The organism is Sphingobacterium sp. HMA12, from assembly GCF_002933815.1.
Lineage (GTDB): Bacteria > Bacteroidota > Bacteroidia > Sphingobacteriales > Sphingobacteriaceae > Sphingobacterium.
Window position 1 is genome coordinate 1492256 of record NZ_BEYR01000001.1, and the last position, 16445, is coordinate 1508700.

Sequence of the window (16445 nt, forward strand, 5' to 3'; positions counted from 1 at the left end):
CAGCAAATATCAAAAGCCCGATAAACATATTGTCGGGCTTTTGTCTTATACATGTCGATCTCTTTCCTCTATTTCTAAATCATTGATACTAGCATAGCGCTTTTTCATGAATCCGTTTTTATCGAATTCCCAGTTCTCATTCCCATAAGCGCGAAACCAACGACCTTCCTGATTTCTATATTCATATTCAAACCGAACCGCGATTCTATTATCTGTATGAGCCCAATATTCCTTTTTCAATTTATAATCTAATTCATTTTCCCATTTTGTGGTCAGAAAGCTTACAATTTCTGCTCGACCATTGATAAATAAATTGCGATTGCGCCATTCGCTATCGATTGTATAAGCCATTGACACTTTCTCGGGGTCCTGCGAATTCCATGCATCTTCAGCCATTTGGATTTTTTGTTTTGCCGTTTCAAGTGTGAATGGTGGCAAAGGTTGTCTCTGTTCCATAATTTTTTAAATGATGTGATTAACGATTTCTTTGGATTTCTGTACACGTTCATTTGATCTGAATAACTGACTGTCTACAATAGAACTTTCAAACAACAAATAGATATGGGTTGCGAATAGCCCTTTCCCCAACCTATTCTCGAAAAATTCCTTCAGATCATTTTTGTGGGACTGAATAACAGAAAGAATCGCTTCCTGATCTTGTGACAGTTCTGAAAGAATATTTAGGAAACTGCACCCTCTATAATTTTCTCTTTCGTTCATATAGATGATAAAATCGAATACACTCATTATAAAGTCATCGGTACTTACACAATCCTTTGTGTAATCCGACAACGCCGAAAACCAATACTCATGCCTGGACTTTAGAAAAGCAACACAGAGCTCATCCTTTGACTTAAAATGTTGGTAAAAACTAGCTTTCGCCACTTTTGCCTCACTGATAATCTGATTTATTCCGGTACTGTTGTATCCCTGCTGATGGAACAGCAGGGAAGCTGTATTCAAAATTCTTGCTCTTGGGTTATCCATTTTCTAAAATTGTATCAAACAAATATAGAAAAACCATCCAAAACAGACAAGTCTGTCTATATTTTATTTTTCTTTAAATAATGTGCGGAAAAATAAGATGTAGAAGAATTTGCAGATAGAACGATTACCTTTAAAAATTAGATCATTAAGATTATGGCTGTGCTCGCTATATTTCACAAATTATATATTAACTTTATGTAAAAGAGCGTCTTGATAATGAAAAGATTATTTACCTGTCTCAAAGTGATTGTTTTTTATCTTCTCACCCTCGTCTTTTTTGTCGGAGCATCAGCAATCACCAAACAAACATCTTCGCCAGATCTATTTTCCATAATCCTAGCATCTATCCTCACTTTCATCTTAGTCTATGGCTTTGTCCGGAATGATAAGGATTCACTTTCAAAAAATGGACTGGGCATTGATCAAAAGACCCCGATGCACTTTGTTTCAGGATTTTGTATTGGTATAATTATGGTTCTTATAATGACACTGATTGTAAGTAATTTTAGCGGCGTTTCTTTTATTCGATCGCAAACATTTAACCCTTCTATTCTTGCCGTCTATATTCCTTTGTTTCTTTTTGTCGCTTTCCGGGAAGAGCTTGTCTTTAGAACGTACATACTTTGGAGATTAAAGGCAAATAATGGGCCTTTAATAGCTATGGTAATCGTTACGGCTATTTTTATTGCTGAGCATCTCCTCAGTGGTTATTCTGCTGCAAACGCATTCATCGGATCGGGACTGGGAGCGATCTTATTTGGCTTTGCAACTTTAAGAACAGGAAATATTGCCCTGTCCGCAGGAATTCATTTTGCATGGAATCTGACACATTGGTTTTTTGGTTTCAAAGACAATACCGGATTATTTACAGAATCCGTTCTTCGAGGAACAGCGCAACAAGCGGCAATTATTGCATTCATAGGCTATACTGTTGCAATGATAATAGGTATATGTGCTGTTTATATCTTCTTTATACCACGAAAGAATAAGCACATCTAACAAGCTCAGGTATGTACAGGTTAATTGGTAATGCCTTAAGTTTATTGAAAAATCTATACTTTAACATGCATTTAACGTTATCGCATGTTTTTGATTCAAATATAAAACGTAACTTCACATCAGCCAATCACTTCAGATTGCAAATTAAATACGAGAAATATCTCCACCGTCAGAAATCACATGTCCCAGTCTGTTAAATTCGACAATGTTAATACATTGTTCTCCAAAGCGTTAAAGCAAAAAATCAATAATTATTTTAATAATTCATTAAAGCAAAAAACCGGCAACCGAAGGATATTTTTGAAAGCCACTATTCTTTTGATCACTTTTATCCTTTTATATATTCTCTTGGTCTTCGTTCCACTTCATTGGAGCATTGCTATCGTACTATGCCTTATTTTCGGGGCCAACTTGGCTGCTATCGGCTTCAATATCATGCACGACGCCGGACACAATTCGTTTTCGGATAGCAAACGCCTGAATACGGTATTGTCCTATACACTCAATCTCTTGGGTGGCAATATCTATTTTTGGAAACTCAAACATAATATCGCCCACCATACATATACCAATATCGATGGTGAGGACCATGATATTGAAATTAAATTTATGCGTATCCACCATGATCAGAAGTTGAAAAAACACCACCGCTATCAACGGTTTTACTTTCCACTGTTATACGGTATCTCCTATTTGGCCTGGATTTTTTATCAGGATTATGAGAAATATTTCCGCGGCCGCATGGGAAATCAAACCGAGCGTTTTCATTTTCCAGTTAGGGAACGTGTCATTTTTTGGCTCAGTAAGATCGTACATTTCACGCTATTTGTCGTTCTTCCCATTATCTTTGTGGGTTGGCTTCCTACTCTTTTGGGCTTACTGATTGCTGGCGTTATCTGTGGAATGAGTCTGGCAACGGTATTTCAACTGGCTCACGTTGTTTCCGGAACTGAATTTAAGACAGTTGAGGGAGCGCGTGTGGAAGAAGAATGGATGATTCATCAGATCCAGTCCACGGCCAATTTCGCTACAAGGAGTAAGATACTGACCTGGTTGCTCGGTGGACTTAACTTTCAGGTAGAACATCATCTCTTCCCCAAAATAAGCCATGTGCATTATCCGGCGCTCAACCGTATTGTAAAACAGACCTGCAAGGAATATAAATTGCAATACAACGAATTCCGTACTTTTTGGGCAGCGTTTAGGTCGCATATTGGTGTTATTCATGCCATGTCAAAATAAACTTTAGTCGAGTGATCCAATATCGTTCTGCAAAACAAAATTTAAAGCTCCTTCTTCTTCATGAAGAAGGAGCTTTAATGCTATATAAAGGCGGTAAATGAATTTATTCTGAAAATAAAACACAAAATATGCTATATACCAATAATTTATACCTATACTTGTATCATAATCAGGTTCCGCCTTTGCTCTTCTGAAATCGTCAAGTATCCCTTTCTGCTCAGTTTTTGCATTTCCAGAAGCTAATTTTGTTTTCAAAATAATAGTGAAGTACCTTTTTGAACTTGCATAACCCCAAGCCCATTAAATACAAAACATCATTTCTTGCAAACAAATGGATTATTTCTCGTTGTTGGGGACAGCATCCTTTATACAACGTGTGTAAACAGAATAATTTAATACTAATATATAATACAATGCAAGAAGGAACAGTAAAATTCTTTAACCAGACAAAAGGTTTCGGTTTTATTACACCAGCTGATGGTGGTGAAGACATTTTCGTACATGTTACCGGTCTGATCAATGAAGTACGCGAAAATGATAGCGTAACATTTGACTTGGAAAACGGAAAAAAAGGCATTAATGCCACCAATGTACGTATCGCTTAATTAAGTAGAATAGTCAATCTGGGAGTTGCATGGCGCATCTTCTAAGGACGTGTAGCAGATCTCTGCTACACGTTTTTTTTTGTCCATCAAAAGCGCAGCAATAAAATCAATAACATACAATGCGCTATTACGATTTTATAGCTACTTTTCCTATTTTTACTTTTGAGATACGTAAAACAGTCACAGATGTATACTACTTTATTCGAATATATAAATTCACGCATTTCCAGGCCATTGGCCGAAAATGAGATCAGCATACTAAAAAAGAGCTTTGTACCTCAGAAAGTAAAAAAGCGCGAATTTTTCTTGCAGGAAGGCGATGTAAATAAATACATGGGCTTCCTTGTTAAAGGGTCTATGAGAAAGTATAGTGTGGACAGTAAGGGAATCGAACATATTGTCAATCTTTATATAGATGGCTGGTGGGTCGGTGACCGTGAAAGTTTTGCAAAACTCAGCCCCTCTCCTTTTAATATTGTAGCCTGCGAGGATACCGCACTTCTTACATTAACAAAGAGCGATTCTGTAGAAGTATTCTCTCTTCCAGCTATGATCGAGTTGACACGTCAATTGGATGAAAACCATTCATTTGCTAACCAAAGAAGAATTAATGCAGCAATCAGCATGACAGCAGAAGAACGCTACAATATGTTGTTGAGTAACTATCCAGAATTTCTGCAGCGATTTCCTCAACACATGATTGCATCCTATTTAGGTATTACCAAAGAAACACTGAGCCGCATTCGGGCACGTTCAGTCAGAAGATAATCTGCTTCATTGATTTATTAATGGTATTACTCTTGTTCCAATGAGCTCAATGGACCTGAATATATCTTCTTTACTCAGCCCGGGATTATCCATCTGAAAAGTAAATCTTGATATACCTCCCAGGGCTTCGCTATGGCGCAGTATCTTTTCAGCAACTTCTTCAGGGCTGCCAATCACATAAGCTCCTGTCTTACCTGCCTGTGCTTCAAACATATCACGTGTTGGTGTCGACCAACCTCGCTCCTTACCTATTTTACCCATCATTTCCTGATAACCCGGAAAATATACGTCTTTTGCTCTGGTTCCTGTCTCTGAAACAAAACCAAGGGAGTGTAACCCTACCTTAAGATTCTCCCGAGGATGCCCTGCTTTCTCTCCAGCCTCATAATACAAATCAATCAATGGACGGAACCGATGTGTTTCGCCTCCAATAACAGCTACCATCAATGGAAGCCCCAATAGTCCGGCCCGCACGAAAGACTGTGGTGTGCCGCCTACTCCGATCCATACAGGTAGCTGCTCCTGTAATGGCCGCGGATATATTGCCTGTTGTTTTAATTCGGGCCGAAAATTTCCCTTCCAGCTCACAATTTCGTTGTTCCGAATTTCAAGGAGCAGTCTAATTTTCTCATCAAATAATACATCGTAATCCTGCGTATCGAACCCAAACAAAGGAAATGCATCAATAAAAGAGCCTCTACCAGCCACGATCTCTGCTCTTCCTTTAGAAATAAGGTCCAATGTTGCATATTCTTGAAATACACGAACAGGATCCGCAGCACTTAATACAGTGACTGCGCTCGTCAGCCGGATGTTTTTTGTTCTCGCTGCCGCAGCGGATAGTATCACCGCAGGCGATTCATCTAAAAATTCCTTGCGATGGTGCTCACCCAATCCAAAAACATGTAGTCCCATCTGATCCGCGAATTCTATTTTTGTCAGCAACGCTTCTATGGCCTCCACATTTTTAGCAGGACTTAACGCACCTTCATATGCACCTGTTGCAATAAAACTATCTATACCTATTTCCATGTTTAATTATTTTAGCTGTAATCCTCTATCTAGGAAATGATCAAATTTCTGTTTTTTTATTATTCAACACGATGATCTACGTCAACAAAATGTTATTTATTAACCGTTACTTGACGTCAAGTGTTTTAAATTCAGGCAATTTATCTAAATGACTATCGGATGTCTAATTTTAGCGTGTATTTTTTATTAAATTGGCCTTAGAAAACTGATGAGCACAGACCAAGAAACATATCAAAGCTATAGAATACCCGTTCCGGAGGAATTTGAAACGGTGTTTTCCCATTTTTACTTTGCAGCGAATACATCAAAAAACAATATTACAAAAACACTGTTACCATCATTTCAGACAATGATGGTATTTAATTTCGGGACACCGGCCTTATTTATCTCCAAGGAAAAGGCAGAAATTAGCATTGGTACCTGCATTGTACTCGGCCCAGTTAAACAGGCCTTTTCTTACACTTTGCTTCCAGGGACACAGCTATTAATCGCTAATTTCAAAGCTGATGCTTTTTATCGTTTTTTTGGTAAACCACACCTTTCCGGGGATCAGACCATGGATCCTGACGAGCTCTTGTTGGACAATTGCTTTCACTATTTATGGCAGCAGCTAAATGAAATCGGCCATGTGACAGAAAAAGTAAAGTTTATCTTAAATTTTTGTAAGCCTTACTTGAGATCGCAGGATGATATTTCTGCTTTACTTTTCAATTTTCAATCCGGACCACTGAATCCTGTTAAATCTGTTGCCGAGCAAACCGGACACAGTGAAAGAAATATTCAGCTCATCCATAAAAGACATTTTGGATTCAGCGCTAAAGAATTGAGTCGATATGAGCGTTTTATCAAGACGATTGGACTCATCCAACAACTAGCCGCTTCAACAGGAAAGGTAAACTGGTTTGAAATAATCGAGGAATGTGGCTATTATGATCAAAGCCAATTGATTCATGACTTCAAACATTTTATCAATACTTCACCTAAAAAATTTTTAAAATTTCAGCGTGATGTCTGCAAGACATACGATGGATAGACCATTTCGTTTTCTTACAATTTTCTCGGTCGCATTCCTGATAGATTTGTCCTATTCAATCCATTAAAAATGAAAAAAATGAAACATCTCATCATTTATGCACACCCCATTGACGGTAGTTTAAATAATCACTTTAAGCAGATCGTAAAAGACACCTTGCTACAAAATGGACAGGAAGTTATCGTAAGAGATCTCTATCAATTAAATTTTAACCCGGTATTGTCCCGTGATGATATAGACGGCCAACGCCAGGGCGTTATTGACCAAAACGTAAAAAGAGAGCAGGACTATATTATCTGGGCCGATGCCATTACTTTTATATACCCCATCTGGTGGACAGGTATGCCTGCCATTATGAAAGGATATATAGACCGTGTATTCAGTTATGGATTTGCCTATAGATATGATGCCGGTGTTCAAAAAGGTTTGCTGGCTGGAAAATCGGCATACATCATCAATACTCACGGTAAATCAACTATGGAGTACCAAAAGACCGGAATGGACAAAGCCCTACAATTGACTTCTGATAACGGTATATATAGTTATTGTGGTCTTGAAATCAAGCAACATTTCTTCTTTGATCGAGCTGACCGCGCAGACAATCATACTGTCGAAGCGTGGGGATCACAGATCAGACAGGTCTATTTAGAAAATGAACTAGCTGTTTAAAATAAAAAATCATTGTGTTGCCTAGCAATGGTCAAAAAATCCGGGAAATGAAACTGTTTCCCGGATATTCCGGTCAATGGTTTCGATTTAAGCAGAGTCTTCAGGAAAAGAAGCTAATTTTCCCGATCCTTAAACTTGCATTGCTATACTTCCTTTCGCCTTTCTGAATTCTGTGAGGCTCATTACGTGTCTCTTTTTAAAGAATTTATTCAGGTGGCTCTCATCTGAAAAACCAAATTCAGACACAATTTCATTGACCCGCATGTCACTAAAAAGAAGCCTATGTTCGATCAATCTCATTTTATAATTCAATATATAATGCTGGATAGTTTCACCACATTGCTTTTTAAAGTAGCTACCAAGATAACTTTCAGAGAAGCCAAATTTATGAGCAATTGAGGAGACTTTTAACAATGCCGGATCATGGATATTTCCCTGAATATAATTAATAATGTCTAACACCCGCTTATCTGTATTGGATGCCACATGCGCTATTCTCATTTTTGAGATGTTCCTTGCCGCAATGACAATCAATGCGTTTACATAATGTAAGGTCAGCTCCTCTTGAAAAAGGTCCGGATGATTGATGCTATGGAGAAGCGAGGAAACAATCGAATCAACCAGAATAACATCGGGTTTATTCTGTAAAATGCAACCGGACAAATAGGAAGCCCCATATAATAAACATTCCATCGAATTAATGCTATTCCACTTATAGTCTTTTACATACCGTTCGCTGAACTTAACGAGCAAAAGTTCTGTATGTTCGATTACTTCTAAATTATGCAGATCATTTGGTGTCAAGAGTATCAAACTGCCTTCACTATATGAAGCGGTATTGTTGTTAATCTTAAGAAATCCTTTTCCACAAATGACATATATGATTTGGAAAAAGGAAAACTGGTTATCCTTTAAAGGGCAGTTTACCACCTGATGGTGTTCCACTTTGACCAATTGATCTATATTCTCTCTTCTCATAACGCAAAAGTACCTATTTATCATTAAAATGTACTGATTATTCACAATATTTCTGTTCAAATTTGCTACATCAAAACTTTAGATAGCAATGAAAAAATCAATCTACGTCCTGGCACTTGGTGCTTTCGGCATAATTACAACTGAATTTGGAATAGTTGGGATCCTTCCGACAATTAGCCGTGAATTCGGTGTAACATTAGATACCGCCGGATGGCTACTCAGCGCTTTTGCGATAACGGTCGCGGTCTCCTCACCTTTCATTACTTCCTTCACGACCAAAATAAATCGGAAACTTCTTTTATGTCTAGTTATGAGCATATTTGTTCTCTCAAACTTAATCTCCGCATTTTCTTCAAATTTCACTATGCTGATGGTGGCCCGCATACTACCTGCAATATTACATCCCCTATTTTGGAATATCTCTATCGCTATTGCCTTTAAGAATAGCGGAGCAAAGGGTGTTTCTACAGTAATGTTAGGGCTCAGTTTAGCGACTGTCCTTGGAATCCCGTTAACAACCTATGCGGTAGATCTTTTCGATAATTGGCAGGCGTCATTTTTCCTTAGCAGCGCTATAAGTCTAATCGCTTTTATAGGTCTGTTGGTTTTTATACCATCCATTCCTGCGGACAATACAAAATCTACGCAAAATCAGATCGCGATACTGAAAAGTCCGCTTTTATGGCTCAACCTGGTCTCTACCATTTGTACACTAGCAGCGATGTTCTCCAGTTATACCTATCTTACCGCCTATCTTGAGCAAATTACTAAAATGGATGGCACACAGATCAGCGTAATGTTACTTCTCTTTGGTGGCATGGGAACGCTAGGAAATTGGCTGATGGGCCTCGCGTTAAATAGAAACGTGCTGTTAACGGCAAGACTCTTTTTGGCCTCTTTGATCGCAGTACAGGTACTCGCTTACTACTTAGGTGGAATATTTGTACCAATGGTCATTATTGTCTCCGTTTGGGGAATGATTCATACGGGTGGATTTCTGGTTTCAAATATTCGGACAACTCAGTCGGTTCCCCATCACGCACTTGAATTTGTGAATAGCTTACTTACTTCATCCTTCAATATCGGAATTTCCTTAGGTGCTTTTCTCGGAGGAATAATAAGTGTCTACTACGGGGTACATCATGTTTTATGGGTAAGTATCTTGCTATTAGTAGTAACATTTGCAATGAGTTTTGTCACTTTCTCAAAACCCCATACGGAGGATGAGGAATGTTTAGCGACAAGGCTTGCTCCATCGGTCTGTAAAAAAGCGTAGGAAACTGATTCGCATAATAGCTTAAATAAAGGTATTCCTTCTGTTAGGAAGGGATACCTAACAAAAACACTATGCCTATTTATAGCGGAATTTTCACCGATCATCGTTGTTTTTGGGTAAATTAAAATTTATTAATATTATCTAAGTACTTGTCCAACATACTTAGCCTAAATATTAAGTTAGAACCCCAATAAAAGCAAAAGTCTTTGGTCGGTAATCAAAGGACCGCCAAAAAGTAAAAACATTAACTCTGTAAGTTTTGTTAGTATTTAATTAAATTAACATTATATTTATGTTAATTCTCAAAATAACAGTAAATTATGGCTAAATCTGCAAAAATTCAATCTCCAAAAAAAGAATTAAAAAATCAAGTAATCACTCATTTACAAAATGCTATTTCTTACTTACGTGATCATTTCAGCGAAAAGGAATTTAGCAACAGAATAGAAAAGGCAGCCAAATTATTAACTGAGGGACTTAAAAACAAGACTTTGGCTAAAAAACATATTAAATCAGCTAAGGAAAGTTTGGCTAAAAAAAAGTTAACTACCAATAAAATGGCATCCAGTTCTATCAAAGCGGATGTTTCTCATTCATCGACTAAAAATAACAGTACAACAGCTAAGCAACCGTCTAAAGCCACGACAAAGAAAACAACCGTACTAGCCGCTAAAACAACCGCAGCAAAATCAACGGTTGAAAGTGCTGCAAACAAAGCCGCTCCAATAGCAGTCAAAAGTACCAGTACTGCAGCTAAGCCGCAGCCTAAAGCCACGATAAATAAAACAACCGTACTAGCCGCTAAAACAACCACAGCAAAACCAACGGTTGAAAGTACTGCAAACAAAGCCGCTCCAATAGCAGTCAAAAGTACCAGTACAGCAGCTAAGCCGCAGTCTAAAGCTGCTCCAAAGAAAATAGTTGTAACAGCCGCTAAAACAACCGCAGCAAAATCATCGGGTAAAAGTACAGCAACAGCAGGCAAAGTTGCTCAAAAAAACAGCAGCAATACGGACGAAACAAAATCAATATAGAAGGTAACACTTATTTCAAAAGACTTTCAAGTTGGTCAAGGATGTATTACTTCTTAAAATGAAATTTTGGTTGGTACAAACCCGCTGTGAGAGAAACTACTTCGGTATTTCTTTTGATGCCGGTGGATATATTGCCACCAGCTGCTTTAACCGTTTTAAAATATCTTTCGGATCATATAATGGTATGAAGTAGATTGTGATATCTATGTCGGAGTTTTCCTGTGCGCCTCCCTGAGGAATGAGATCCGCCCAATGCGATAGCCTCAATGTGCGCTATCTGGCAAAGATCGTTTACTAAGCTTATGATAAATTGTCGCTTTCTATCGTTAAACTAACGATGTTCTTTACGATATCTTCCATTTAATATACTAATTTTTAAGCACATAACATCCAGGAAAATCGTAGAACCCTACAAAAAAGGTATACATCTTATTTTAAGATTGCAAATGCGATCTTAAAATAAGATGTATACCCTAATCTCAGATTCACACATATTATTTTCCAAACAAAGCCTTTTTGAGTGCTAAGGCGCCCTGCTCCGTCGAAAATTTCACGGCTTCAATATGATCCAAAGGATTCAATAGGCCGTAGTCATGAATAAATCCGTTATAAGTTTGAATGGTTGTTGGTACTCCCGCTTCATCTAATTTTCTCGCATAGGCTAACCCCTCGTCAAACAGAATATCGTTTTCGGCTAGCTGCACCAGTGCCGGCGGAAGCCCTTTCAATTGTTCAATAGAAGCACTGAAAGGCGTGGCATAATATTCCTTACGTTTTGCCGTATCTGGCAAATAATTTTCCCACATCCACTTCATTAAAGGTGCTGTAAGAAATCGTCCTTCGCCGTATTTCTGCCAGGATTCCCGAGAAAAATCAGCGTCTGTAACCGGCCACAATAACAATTGGAATTTTATTTCTGGCCCAGCCTTGTCCTTTGCCATTAAACAAAGAACAGTCGTCATATTACCACCGACGCTATTTCCGGCAACGGCAAGATTCTTGCCGTCTACACCTATTTCAGCTCCATTACCAGCGACCCATTTTGTGGCTGCATATATCTGATTGATGGCCACCGGATATTGGGCTTCTGGCGATGGTGTATAATCTGTGAAGACCGCAGCAGCACCGCTATTTACGACTAAATCCCTTACTAATCTCCTATGTGTCGGATAATCCCCCAAAATCCATCCTCCCCCATGCGTAAACATAAATACCGGAAGGTTTTCAGAAACAGCGCCTGCTGGTTTTACAATATGAATGTTTACCGTGACTCCGTCTTGCGTAATTTCTCTTTCTGCCTCGATAATACCGGAATAGTCGACTTCTACTGATTTCTGTGCATCGATGAGCACCTGTCTTGCTTGCTCCGGTGTTAATGTTTCCAAAGGTTTACCGCCACTATTATTTAGCGCTTTCAAAAATTCCCGGATGCCCGATAGGATTTGCGGATCGTTTTCCGCCTTCATGTGCTGTGCCATAATTACATTTTTAATGATTAAGTTACTCCCCCTTGATCGCTGAATTTAAATTATTCATTTATTTTCCCTCAAAATGTCGGATAACAACCTTGCCCACTTCCTTTGAAATAAGGGCTTCTGCCCTCTGAAAAAGATGACCACCTATTAAGATTTCGAATATGCTCATCGTCATTTCCTTTAGTATAACAAAGTTCTCGGAAAACTGTTGAAAAAAAGTAGCCAAAACCTGGGATTTGTAACAGAATCTCTGCTATTCTCTATTGGATTAAGGAGCAATTCTAAAAACCGGATAACGTAAATGTGATTTTTCATAATAGTTCGAATGCTTATATACCCAATCCAATTGGGCTTTTCCGTCAGCTGCGAATTTTGGGTTATTTATTTTTTCTTTGTCAAACGCAGATTTTAAATCTTTATTTTCTTTCAAAAGTTTAGCTGCTGTATCTTCAAAAACATAGGCAGAATAATATTCTTTTTGTCCAAGGATCGCATCAAAGAAATTCCAGTTGAAATAGGAATCTATCGCTTCGGGTTCTAGGGTCTCCAAAAGATACTTTACGCCTTCCTGATCCAGTGGAACCAAAAAGTCTCCGGCCCTGAACTTTACCTCCTTCATTTCTCTGACGACATCGGTATCATAATGGAGATAATGTCCTTCATAAGGAGTAGAAGTCGTCTTGAAATCGTTGATCCGGTATTGTTCCACAACAATGGTGGAATCTTGCTCAATTGGATTCATTTTGATCTGATTGAGCTTCAATAAGTCAATAACTTCCCATTCGGATTGCGGGATTACATAATACTTCGGAATAGTAACTTCTTTCGTTGGAATATAGGTATTGTACAGCTTAACCTTTTTTGAGAATTTGGAACTTCGGTCGTACCACAATCGTTTTGCAGAGGAAACATCACTTGGTTTATAATTTGCTTCAAACCCTTTAAAATCAATATTTTCATATTTCGTTGTATCGGGTTTCCAGGCAATGGGATACTTGCTTCCAATCCTATACTGTTTTAAATTTTCCGTTCTTTTCTGTTGAATAACTTTATGATTTCGCTCAATAAAATCGAGCGTATTTAGCATATAATCATATGTTGCCTTTACACGCTCTTTATAAGGTTTCAACATATGTGTTTCCACGACTGTGCCAATGACGTTGAAAAGACTGGTGTATCCTGTTGCGTATCTTGGTGAATCCATAAAAACGGGAAAACCAAGATCTGGAATATCATGGTGGATATTGACATAGGGAACTGAAATAAATCCTTTTTTTTCGAGATCCTTTAATAATATTTTTTGCATTTCGTTATTAAAATAGTTCCCTAAAATTCTTCCCAAACGTTCCTTATTGGTCGAGATATAAGTAAACGTATATTGATAATCGGCACCATTGCTGACATGGTTGTCAATAAAAACATCCGGTTTTATCCATTGAAAAATCTGCTGAAAACTCTGGGAATTTTTAGTATCTGTTTTGATAAAATCCCTATTGAGATCATAATTTCTTGCATTTCCACGAAAGCCATACTCCTCGGGTCCATTCTGATTCGCCCTGGAAAACCCGTTGCGGTTTAGCATTCCGCTGACATTATAGCTCGCTATGGCAGCTATTATAACATGCTTAGGTGTTTTTATCCTGCCTATTGCCAGATCTCTCATAAGCATCATGGTTGCATCAATTCCGTCGGGCTCCCCCGGGTGAATGCCATTGTTAATAAATAGTACTGATTTATTTTCTCTTGCCTCCGCCAAGCTTTGCTGCGATGGATTGAACAGTACAACATCGATCGGAGCCCGGTTATCATCCTCTCCCTTTGTTTCATAGCTGATTGCGGGAAATTGATTCGCCAATCCCTGATAGAATTTACGCATTTCCTCAAAAGTTGTCGACTGATTACCATTACCTTTCTCATACGGTGAAAGGTTTTGAGAATAGCCCACACTTGAAATCAATAAAAAGAATAAAATTGGAAGTTTTTTCATAAGATAAATTTAATGGCCTAATTTAAAAAAAACTTACTAAAGTCAGTTTCTTTCAAACAAGGCCTATACCAGAACGTATATGATGCACTCCCGATTGTGGAAATTCATATTTCTATCCCCGAAAATTGTATCGGAGCTTTCGAGGGCAGATGAAAACAGGGTTCATTTTACCAAGAGCTGTTCACTTATAGAGTTTTAACAAGAGAAAGATCCACACCTAACCCCTTGAGCGCGGCAAATGTTAGCTTGTCCATCATTGCTCCGTCGAAGCGAATTGTTTGGAGTGTTTTGTAATACCTGTTTGTAAAGTTAGAAGTAGATCGAAATGAGACATTTCTAAATGTCGCTCCCTGAAAAGAAGCACCTGTCAGCGCGACACGATCAAACATTACATCAATAAAGGTCTGTCCATCGAGGTTAACTCCGCTCATGTCACAGGATTTAAATGTCGTACCTTTAAAGGAACAGTTTTCAAACACTGCTTTTTTAAGATCAATGCATGCGATCTTAGCATTGATCAATGAAACCTCCTTAAAATTTGCTTTGGTAAGCTCGGACGCATAAAATTCTGTATCCGTAAGAATAGTCTTATCAAAGCTAGCCTTTGTGAGATTGTTTGTAGAAAACTTGCAACCGCTTAGATCGGTTTCGTTGAAATTGGCTCCGGAGAGATCACTTCCTTTAAATGAACTACCGTTGAGATCAGCGTTCGAAAAATCGGCATTCCGCAGATCACTTCCTAGGAATTTGCGTTTGGGGGCATGGACACCAACGAAATCAGTACCTGCTAAAGCACTGCCGCTGAAATCAGTCAGTAGGGGGAGTTCGGGCTCGGTGGTTGGCTCCATGTCGCAGATCATTCCTGCTACCGTACCGTCACCGTTGTAATAAGTAAGTTTAGGAAGCTCCCTGCCCTTCTCCACATGAGTGCCGCCAGAAAAATAGTCTAATCCTACAGCAAAAATATCAGCCAGCTGATTAATCGTCATAAAATCAGGGATGGATTCTCCGCGCTCCCATTTTCCAACGGCCGGGGGACTAATAAATAAAAGTCCAGCGAGTTGAGCCTGAGACATGTTTTGTGCTTTTCGGGCATTGGCAATTCTATTGCCTAATATCTTTAAGTCCATCTTTGTAATTGTGTTTATGTTTGACTCTGCAAAGATACACGGAGCCATGGCCGAATAGGGTAAGATAACGACTACTTCTAGTTGTTATTACACTACTTATAGTTGCAATGACTAATCTATAGTTGTAAACTGCGTTGGTTAATACAAATTGCTGCTACTTATTGGCCTTTTTATCGTTAAGCGCAAATTCTTCCCATAACTTGTTGATTGCTGTTGTTGACAATCTTTTTTTATCTGATGCAATGAGAATACGATACCGAAATGTTACCGAATTGCCCTTTTCCAATCTAAAATTCAAGACTTCATTTCCATTACTAAAAACTTTTTGTCCAAGTGGATTAGCGGCAAATAAACCATAGCCCCGTGCATGCCAATAAGTAGGATAGCCAACATTCTCTGGATTGTCCATAATCACTATACTAATGGTATCTTTTCCTTTTTGTCCATACAGCATACACCATTTTCCCCGGGAGCCCCAAGCATCGTCTCCGGTTTTATTTTCACTGGTTAAGTATTGGCCTGTAACATTATGCTCAGAATTAGGTTTAACTGTTGTTAGGGAACCATGGATATCTGTAAACTGCCGTTCTTCTTTGGAAGGCAATTCCAGTTCATGTGCCACGCGCAAGCCTAATAGCCCATCCTTAACGTCGGCAAATGAAACAGGTTCCATAGCAGTAAATGTTGTCGTCCGGTCGATGATTCGCAGATTCGTTGTTGCTGTAAAAGTGAATGTGGTATGTTCTTTCAGTAGCACATGTTTTTTGATGTCGCACCAGTCTGCCGTGTATTTTATGACACCGGATGTACCACTTTTAGTTTCGGAAATGACCGTTGTTTTGATCCAACCATATTTGTTTTTCTTAATTTCTGGTATGGCAGACGAGTTATTCCAAAAATCAAGGCCATTCACACTTTCATAGTTCATCCACAAGCCGATATGATGTGGATGATCTGTAGGTTCACCGGGACGTGGAGCCAGTGGAAACCCTCGGGTAATAACTTCGCCATTGGCCGCAAAAATCGGATACAATGTCGGTTTTTCCAAATTATCTGGATAGATAAATGCGGTGAAGGCGCTATCATTTGCTGTAATAATAATTTCCTTACGTGCTTTGTCTTGCTGAACAGCTATAAACTGTTTTTTTTGGGCAGACACCATGGGTATAATGACCGCTAGCGATAGGGTAAATAAGAGTAGTTTTTTCATTTTTCGAATTGATCTGAATT

The 16445-nt window shown here is 38.6% G+C and carries 17 protein-coding genes; 8 read left to right on the plus strand and 9 right to left on the minus strand.

The window, feature by feature from the left end; genetic code table 11:
- Positions 1-45 precede the first annotated feature (45 nt).
- Both HMAT_RS06460 and HMAT_RS06465 read right to left on the minus strand, forming a co-directional pair.
- Entirely contained in the window at positions 46-456 is a 411-nt protein-coding gene (locus tag HMAT_RS06460) for a nuclear transport factor 2 family protein (RefSeq protein ID WP_199768563.1), read from the minus strand.
- Between the two features lie 6 nt (positions 457-462).
- A complete protein-coding gene (locus HMAT_RS06465; protein ID WP_104381941.1) occupies positions 463-987 on the minus strand; it encodes a TetR/AcrR family transcriptional regulator in 525 nt (174 codons plus the stop codon).
- 216 nt (positions 988-1203) lie between these two features.
- Here HMAT_RS06465 and HMAT_RS06470 point away from each other — a divergent pair, with 216 nt between their 5' ends.
- Entirely contained in the window at positions 1204-1986 is a 783-nt protein-coding gene (locus HMAT_RS06470) for a CPBP family intramembrane glutamic endopeptidase (protein WP_104381942.1), read from the plus strand.
- A gap of 180 nt (positions 1987-2166) precedes the next feature.
- A complete protein-coding gene (locus tag HMAT_RS06475; RefSeq protein ID WP_104381943.1) occupies positions 2167-3228 on the plus strand; it encodes an acyl-CoA desaturase in 1062 nt (353 codons plus the stop codon).
- A 3-nt stretch (positions 3229-3231) separates the two neighbouring features.
- Here HMAT_RS06475 and HMAT_RS06480 read toward each other — a convergent pair whose 3' ends face one another.
- Positions 3232-3483: a hypothetical protein gene (locus tag HMAT_RS06480; RefSeq protein ID WP_104381944.1), complete on the minus strand. Its 252-nt coding sequence runs from the start codon at positions 3481-3483 to the stop codon at positions 3232-3234.
- A 158-nt stretch (positions 3484-3641) separates the two neighbouring features.
- Between HMAT_RS06480 and HMAT_RS06485 the strand changes: the two genes are divergently transcribed.
- Entirely contained in the window at positions 3642-3833 is a 192-nt protein-coding gene (locus tag HMAT_RS06485; RefSeq protein WP_104381945.1) for a cold-shock protein, read from the plus strand.
- Between the two features lie 186 nt (positions 3834-4019).
- On the plus strand, positions 4020-4601 hold the full coding sequence (locus tag HMAT_RS06490; protein ID WP_104381946.1) for a Crp/Fnr family transcriptional regulator: 582 nt from the start codon (positions 4020-4022) through the stop codon (positions 4599-4601).
- 6 nt (positions 4602-4607) lie between these two features.
- On the opposite strand, the gene HMAT_RS06495 is transcribed toward HMAT_RS06490, so the two are convergent.
- Positions 4608-5633 (minus strand): LLM class flavin-dependent oxidoreductase, encoded by a 1026-nt coding sequence (locus HMAT_RS06495; protein WP_104381947.1) that lies wholly within the window; start codon positions 5631-5633, stop codon positions 4608-4610.
- A gap of 208 nt (positions 5634-5841) precedes the next feature.
- On the opposite strand from HMAT_RS06495, the gene HMAT_RS06500 reads away from it, so the two are divergent.
- Positions 5842-6666 (plus strand): helix-turn-helix domain-containing protein, encoded by an 825-nt coding sequence (locus tag HMAT_RS06500; RefSeq protein ID WP_104381948.1) that lies wholly within the window; start codon positions 5842-5844, stop codon positions 6664-6666.
- Positions 6667-6744: 78 nt separating this feature from the next.
- Entirely contained in the window at positions 6745-7335 is a 591-nt protein-coding gene (locus HMAT_RS06505; RefSeq protein ID WP_104383327.1) for an NAD(P)H-dependent oxidoreductase, read from the plus strand.
- Positions 7336-7464: 129 nt separating this feature from the next.
- Here the strand turns inward: HMAT_RS06505 and HMAT_RS06510 are convergent, their stop codons facing one another.
- Positions 7465-8313, minus strand: coding sequence for an AraC family transcriptional regulator (locus HMAT_RS06510; protein ID WP_104381949.1), 849 nt, complete (start codon positions 8311-8313; stop codon positions 7465-7467).
- An 88-nt stretch (positions 8314-8401) separates the two neighbouring features.
- Here HMAT_RS06510 and HMAT_RS06515 point away from each other — a divergent pair, with 88 nt between their 5' ends.
- Entirely contained in the window at positions 8402-9589 is a 1188-nt protein-coding gene (locus HMAT_RS06515) for an MFS transporter (RefSeq protein WP_104381950.1), read from the plus strand.
- Between the two features lie 320 nt (positions 9590-9909).
- On the plus strand, positions 9910-10623 hold the full coding sequence (locus HMAT_RS06520) for a hypothetical protein (RefSeq protein ID WP_104381951.1): 714 nt from the start codon (positions 9910-9912) through the stop codon (positions 10621-10623).
- 494 nt (positions 10624-11117) lie between these two features.
- Here the strand turns inward: HMAT_RS06520 and HMAT_RS06525 are convergent, their stop codons facing one another.
- From HMAT_RS06525 to HMAT_RS06540, 4 genes are all read right to left on the minus strand, one after another.
- Positions 11118-12101 (minus strand): alpha/beta hydrolase, encoded by a 984-nt coding sequence (locus HMAT_RS06525; protein ID WP_104381952.1) that lies wholly within the window; start codon positions 12099-12101, stop codon positions 11118-11120.
- 265 nt (positions 12102-12366) lie between these two features.
- Positions 12367-14085 carry a hypothetical protein gene (locus HMAT_RS06530; RefSeq protein WP_104381953.1) on the minus strand — a complete coding sequence of 573 codons (1719 nt, stop codon included), beginning with the start codon at positions 14083-14085 and terminating at the stop codon, positions 12367-12369.
- A 185-nt stretch (positions 14086-14270) separates the two neighbouring features.
- A complete protein-coding gene (locus HMAT_RS06535) occupies positions 14271-15215 on the minus strand; it encodes a pentapeptide repeat-containing protein (protein WP_104381954.1) in 945 nt (314 codons plus the stop codon).
- A gap of 154 nt (positions 15216-15369) precedes the next feature.
- Positions 15370-16425 carry a PmoA family protein gene (locus tag HMAT_RS06540; RefSeq protein WP_104381955.1) on the minus strand — a complete coding sequence of 352 codons (1056 nt, stop codon included), beginning with the start codon at positions 16423-16425 and terminating at the stop codon, positions 15370-15372.
- Positions 16426-16445: the final 20 nt, after the last annotated feature.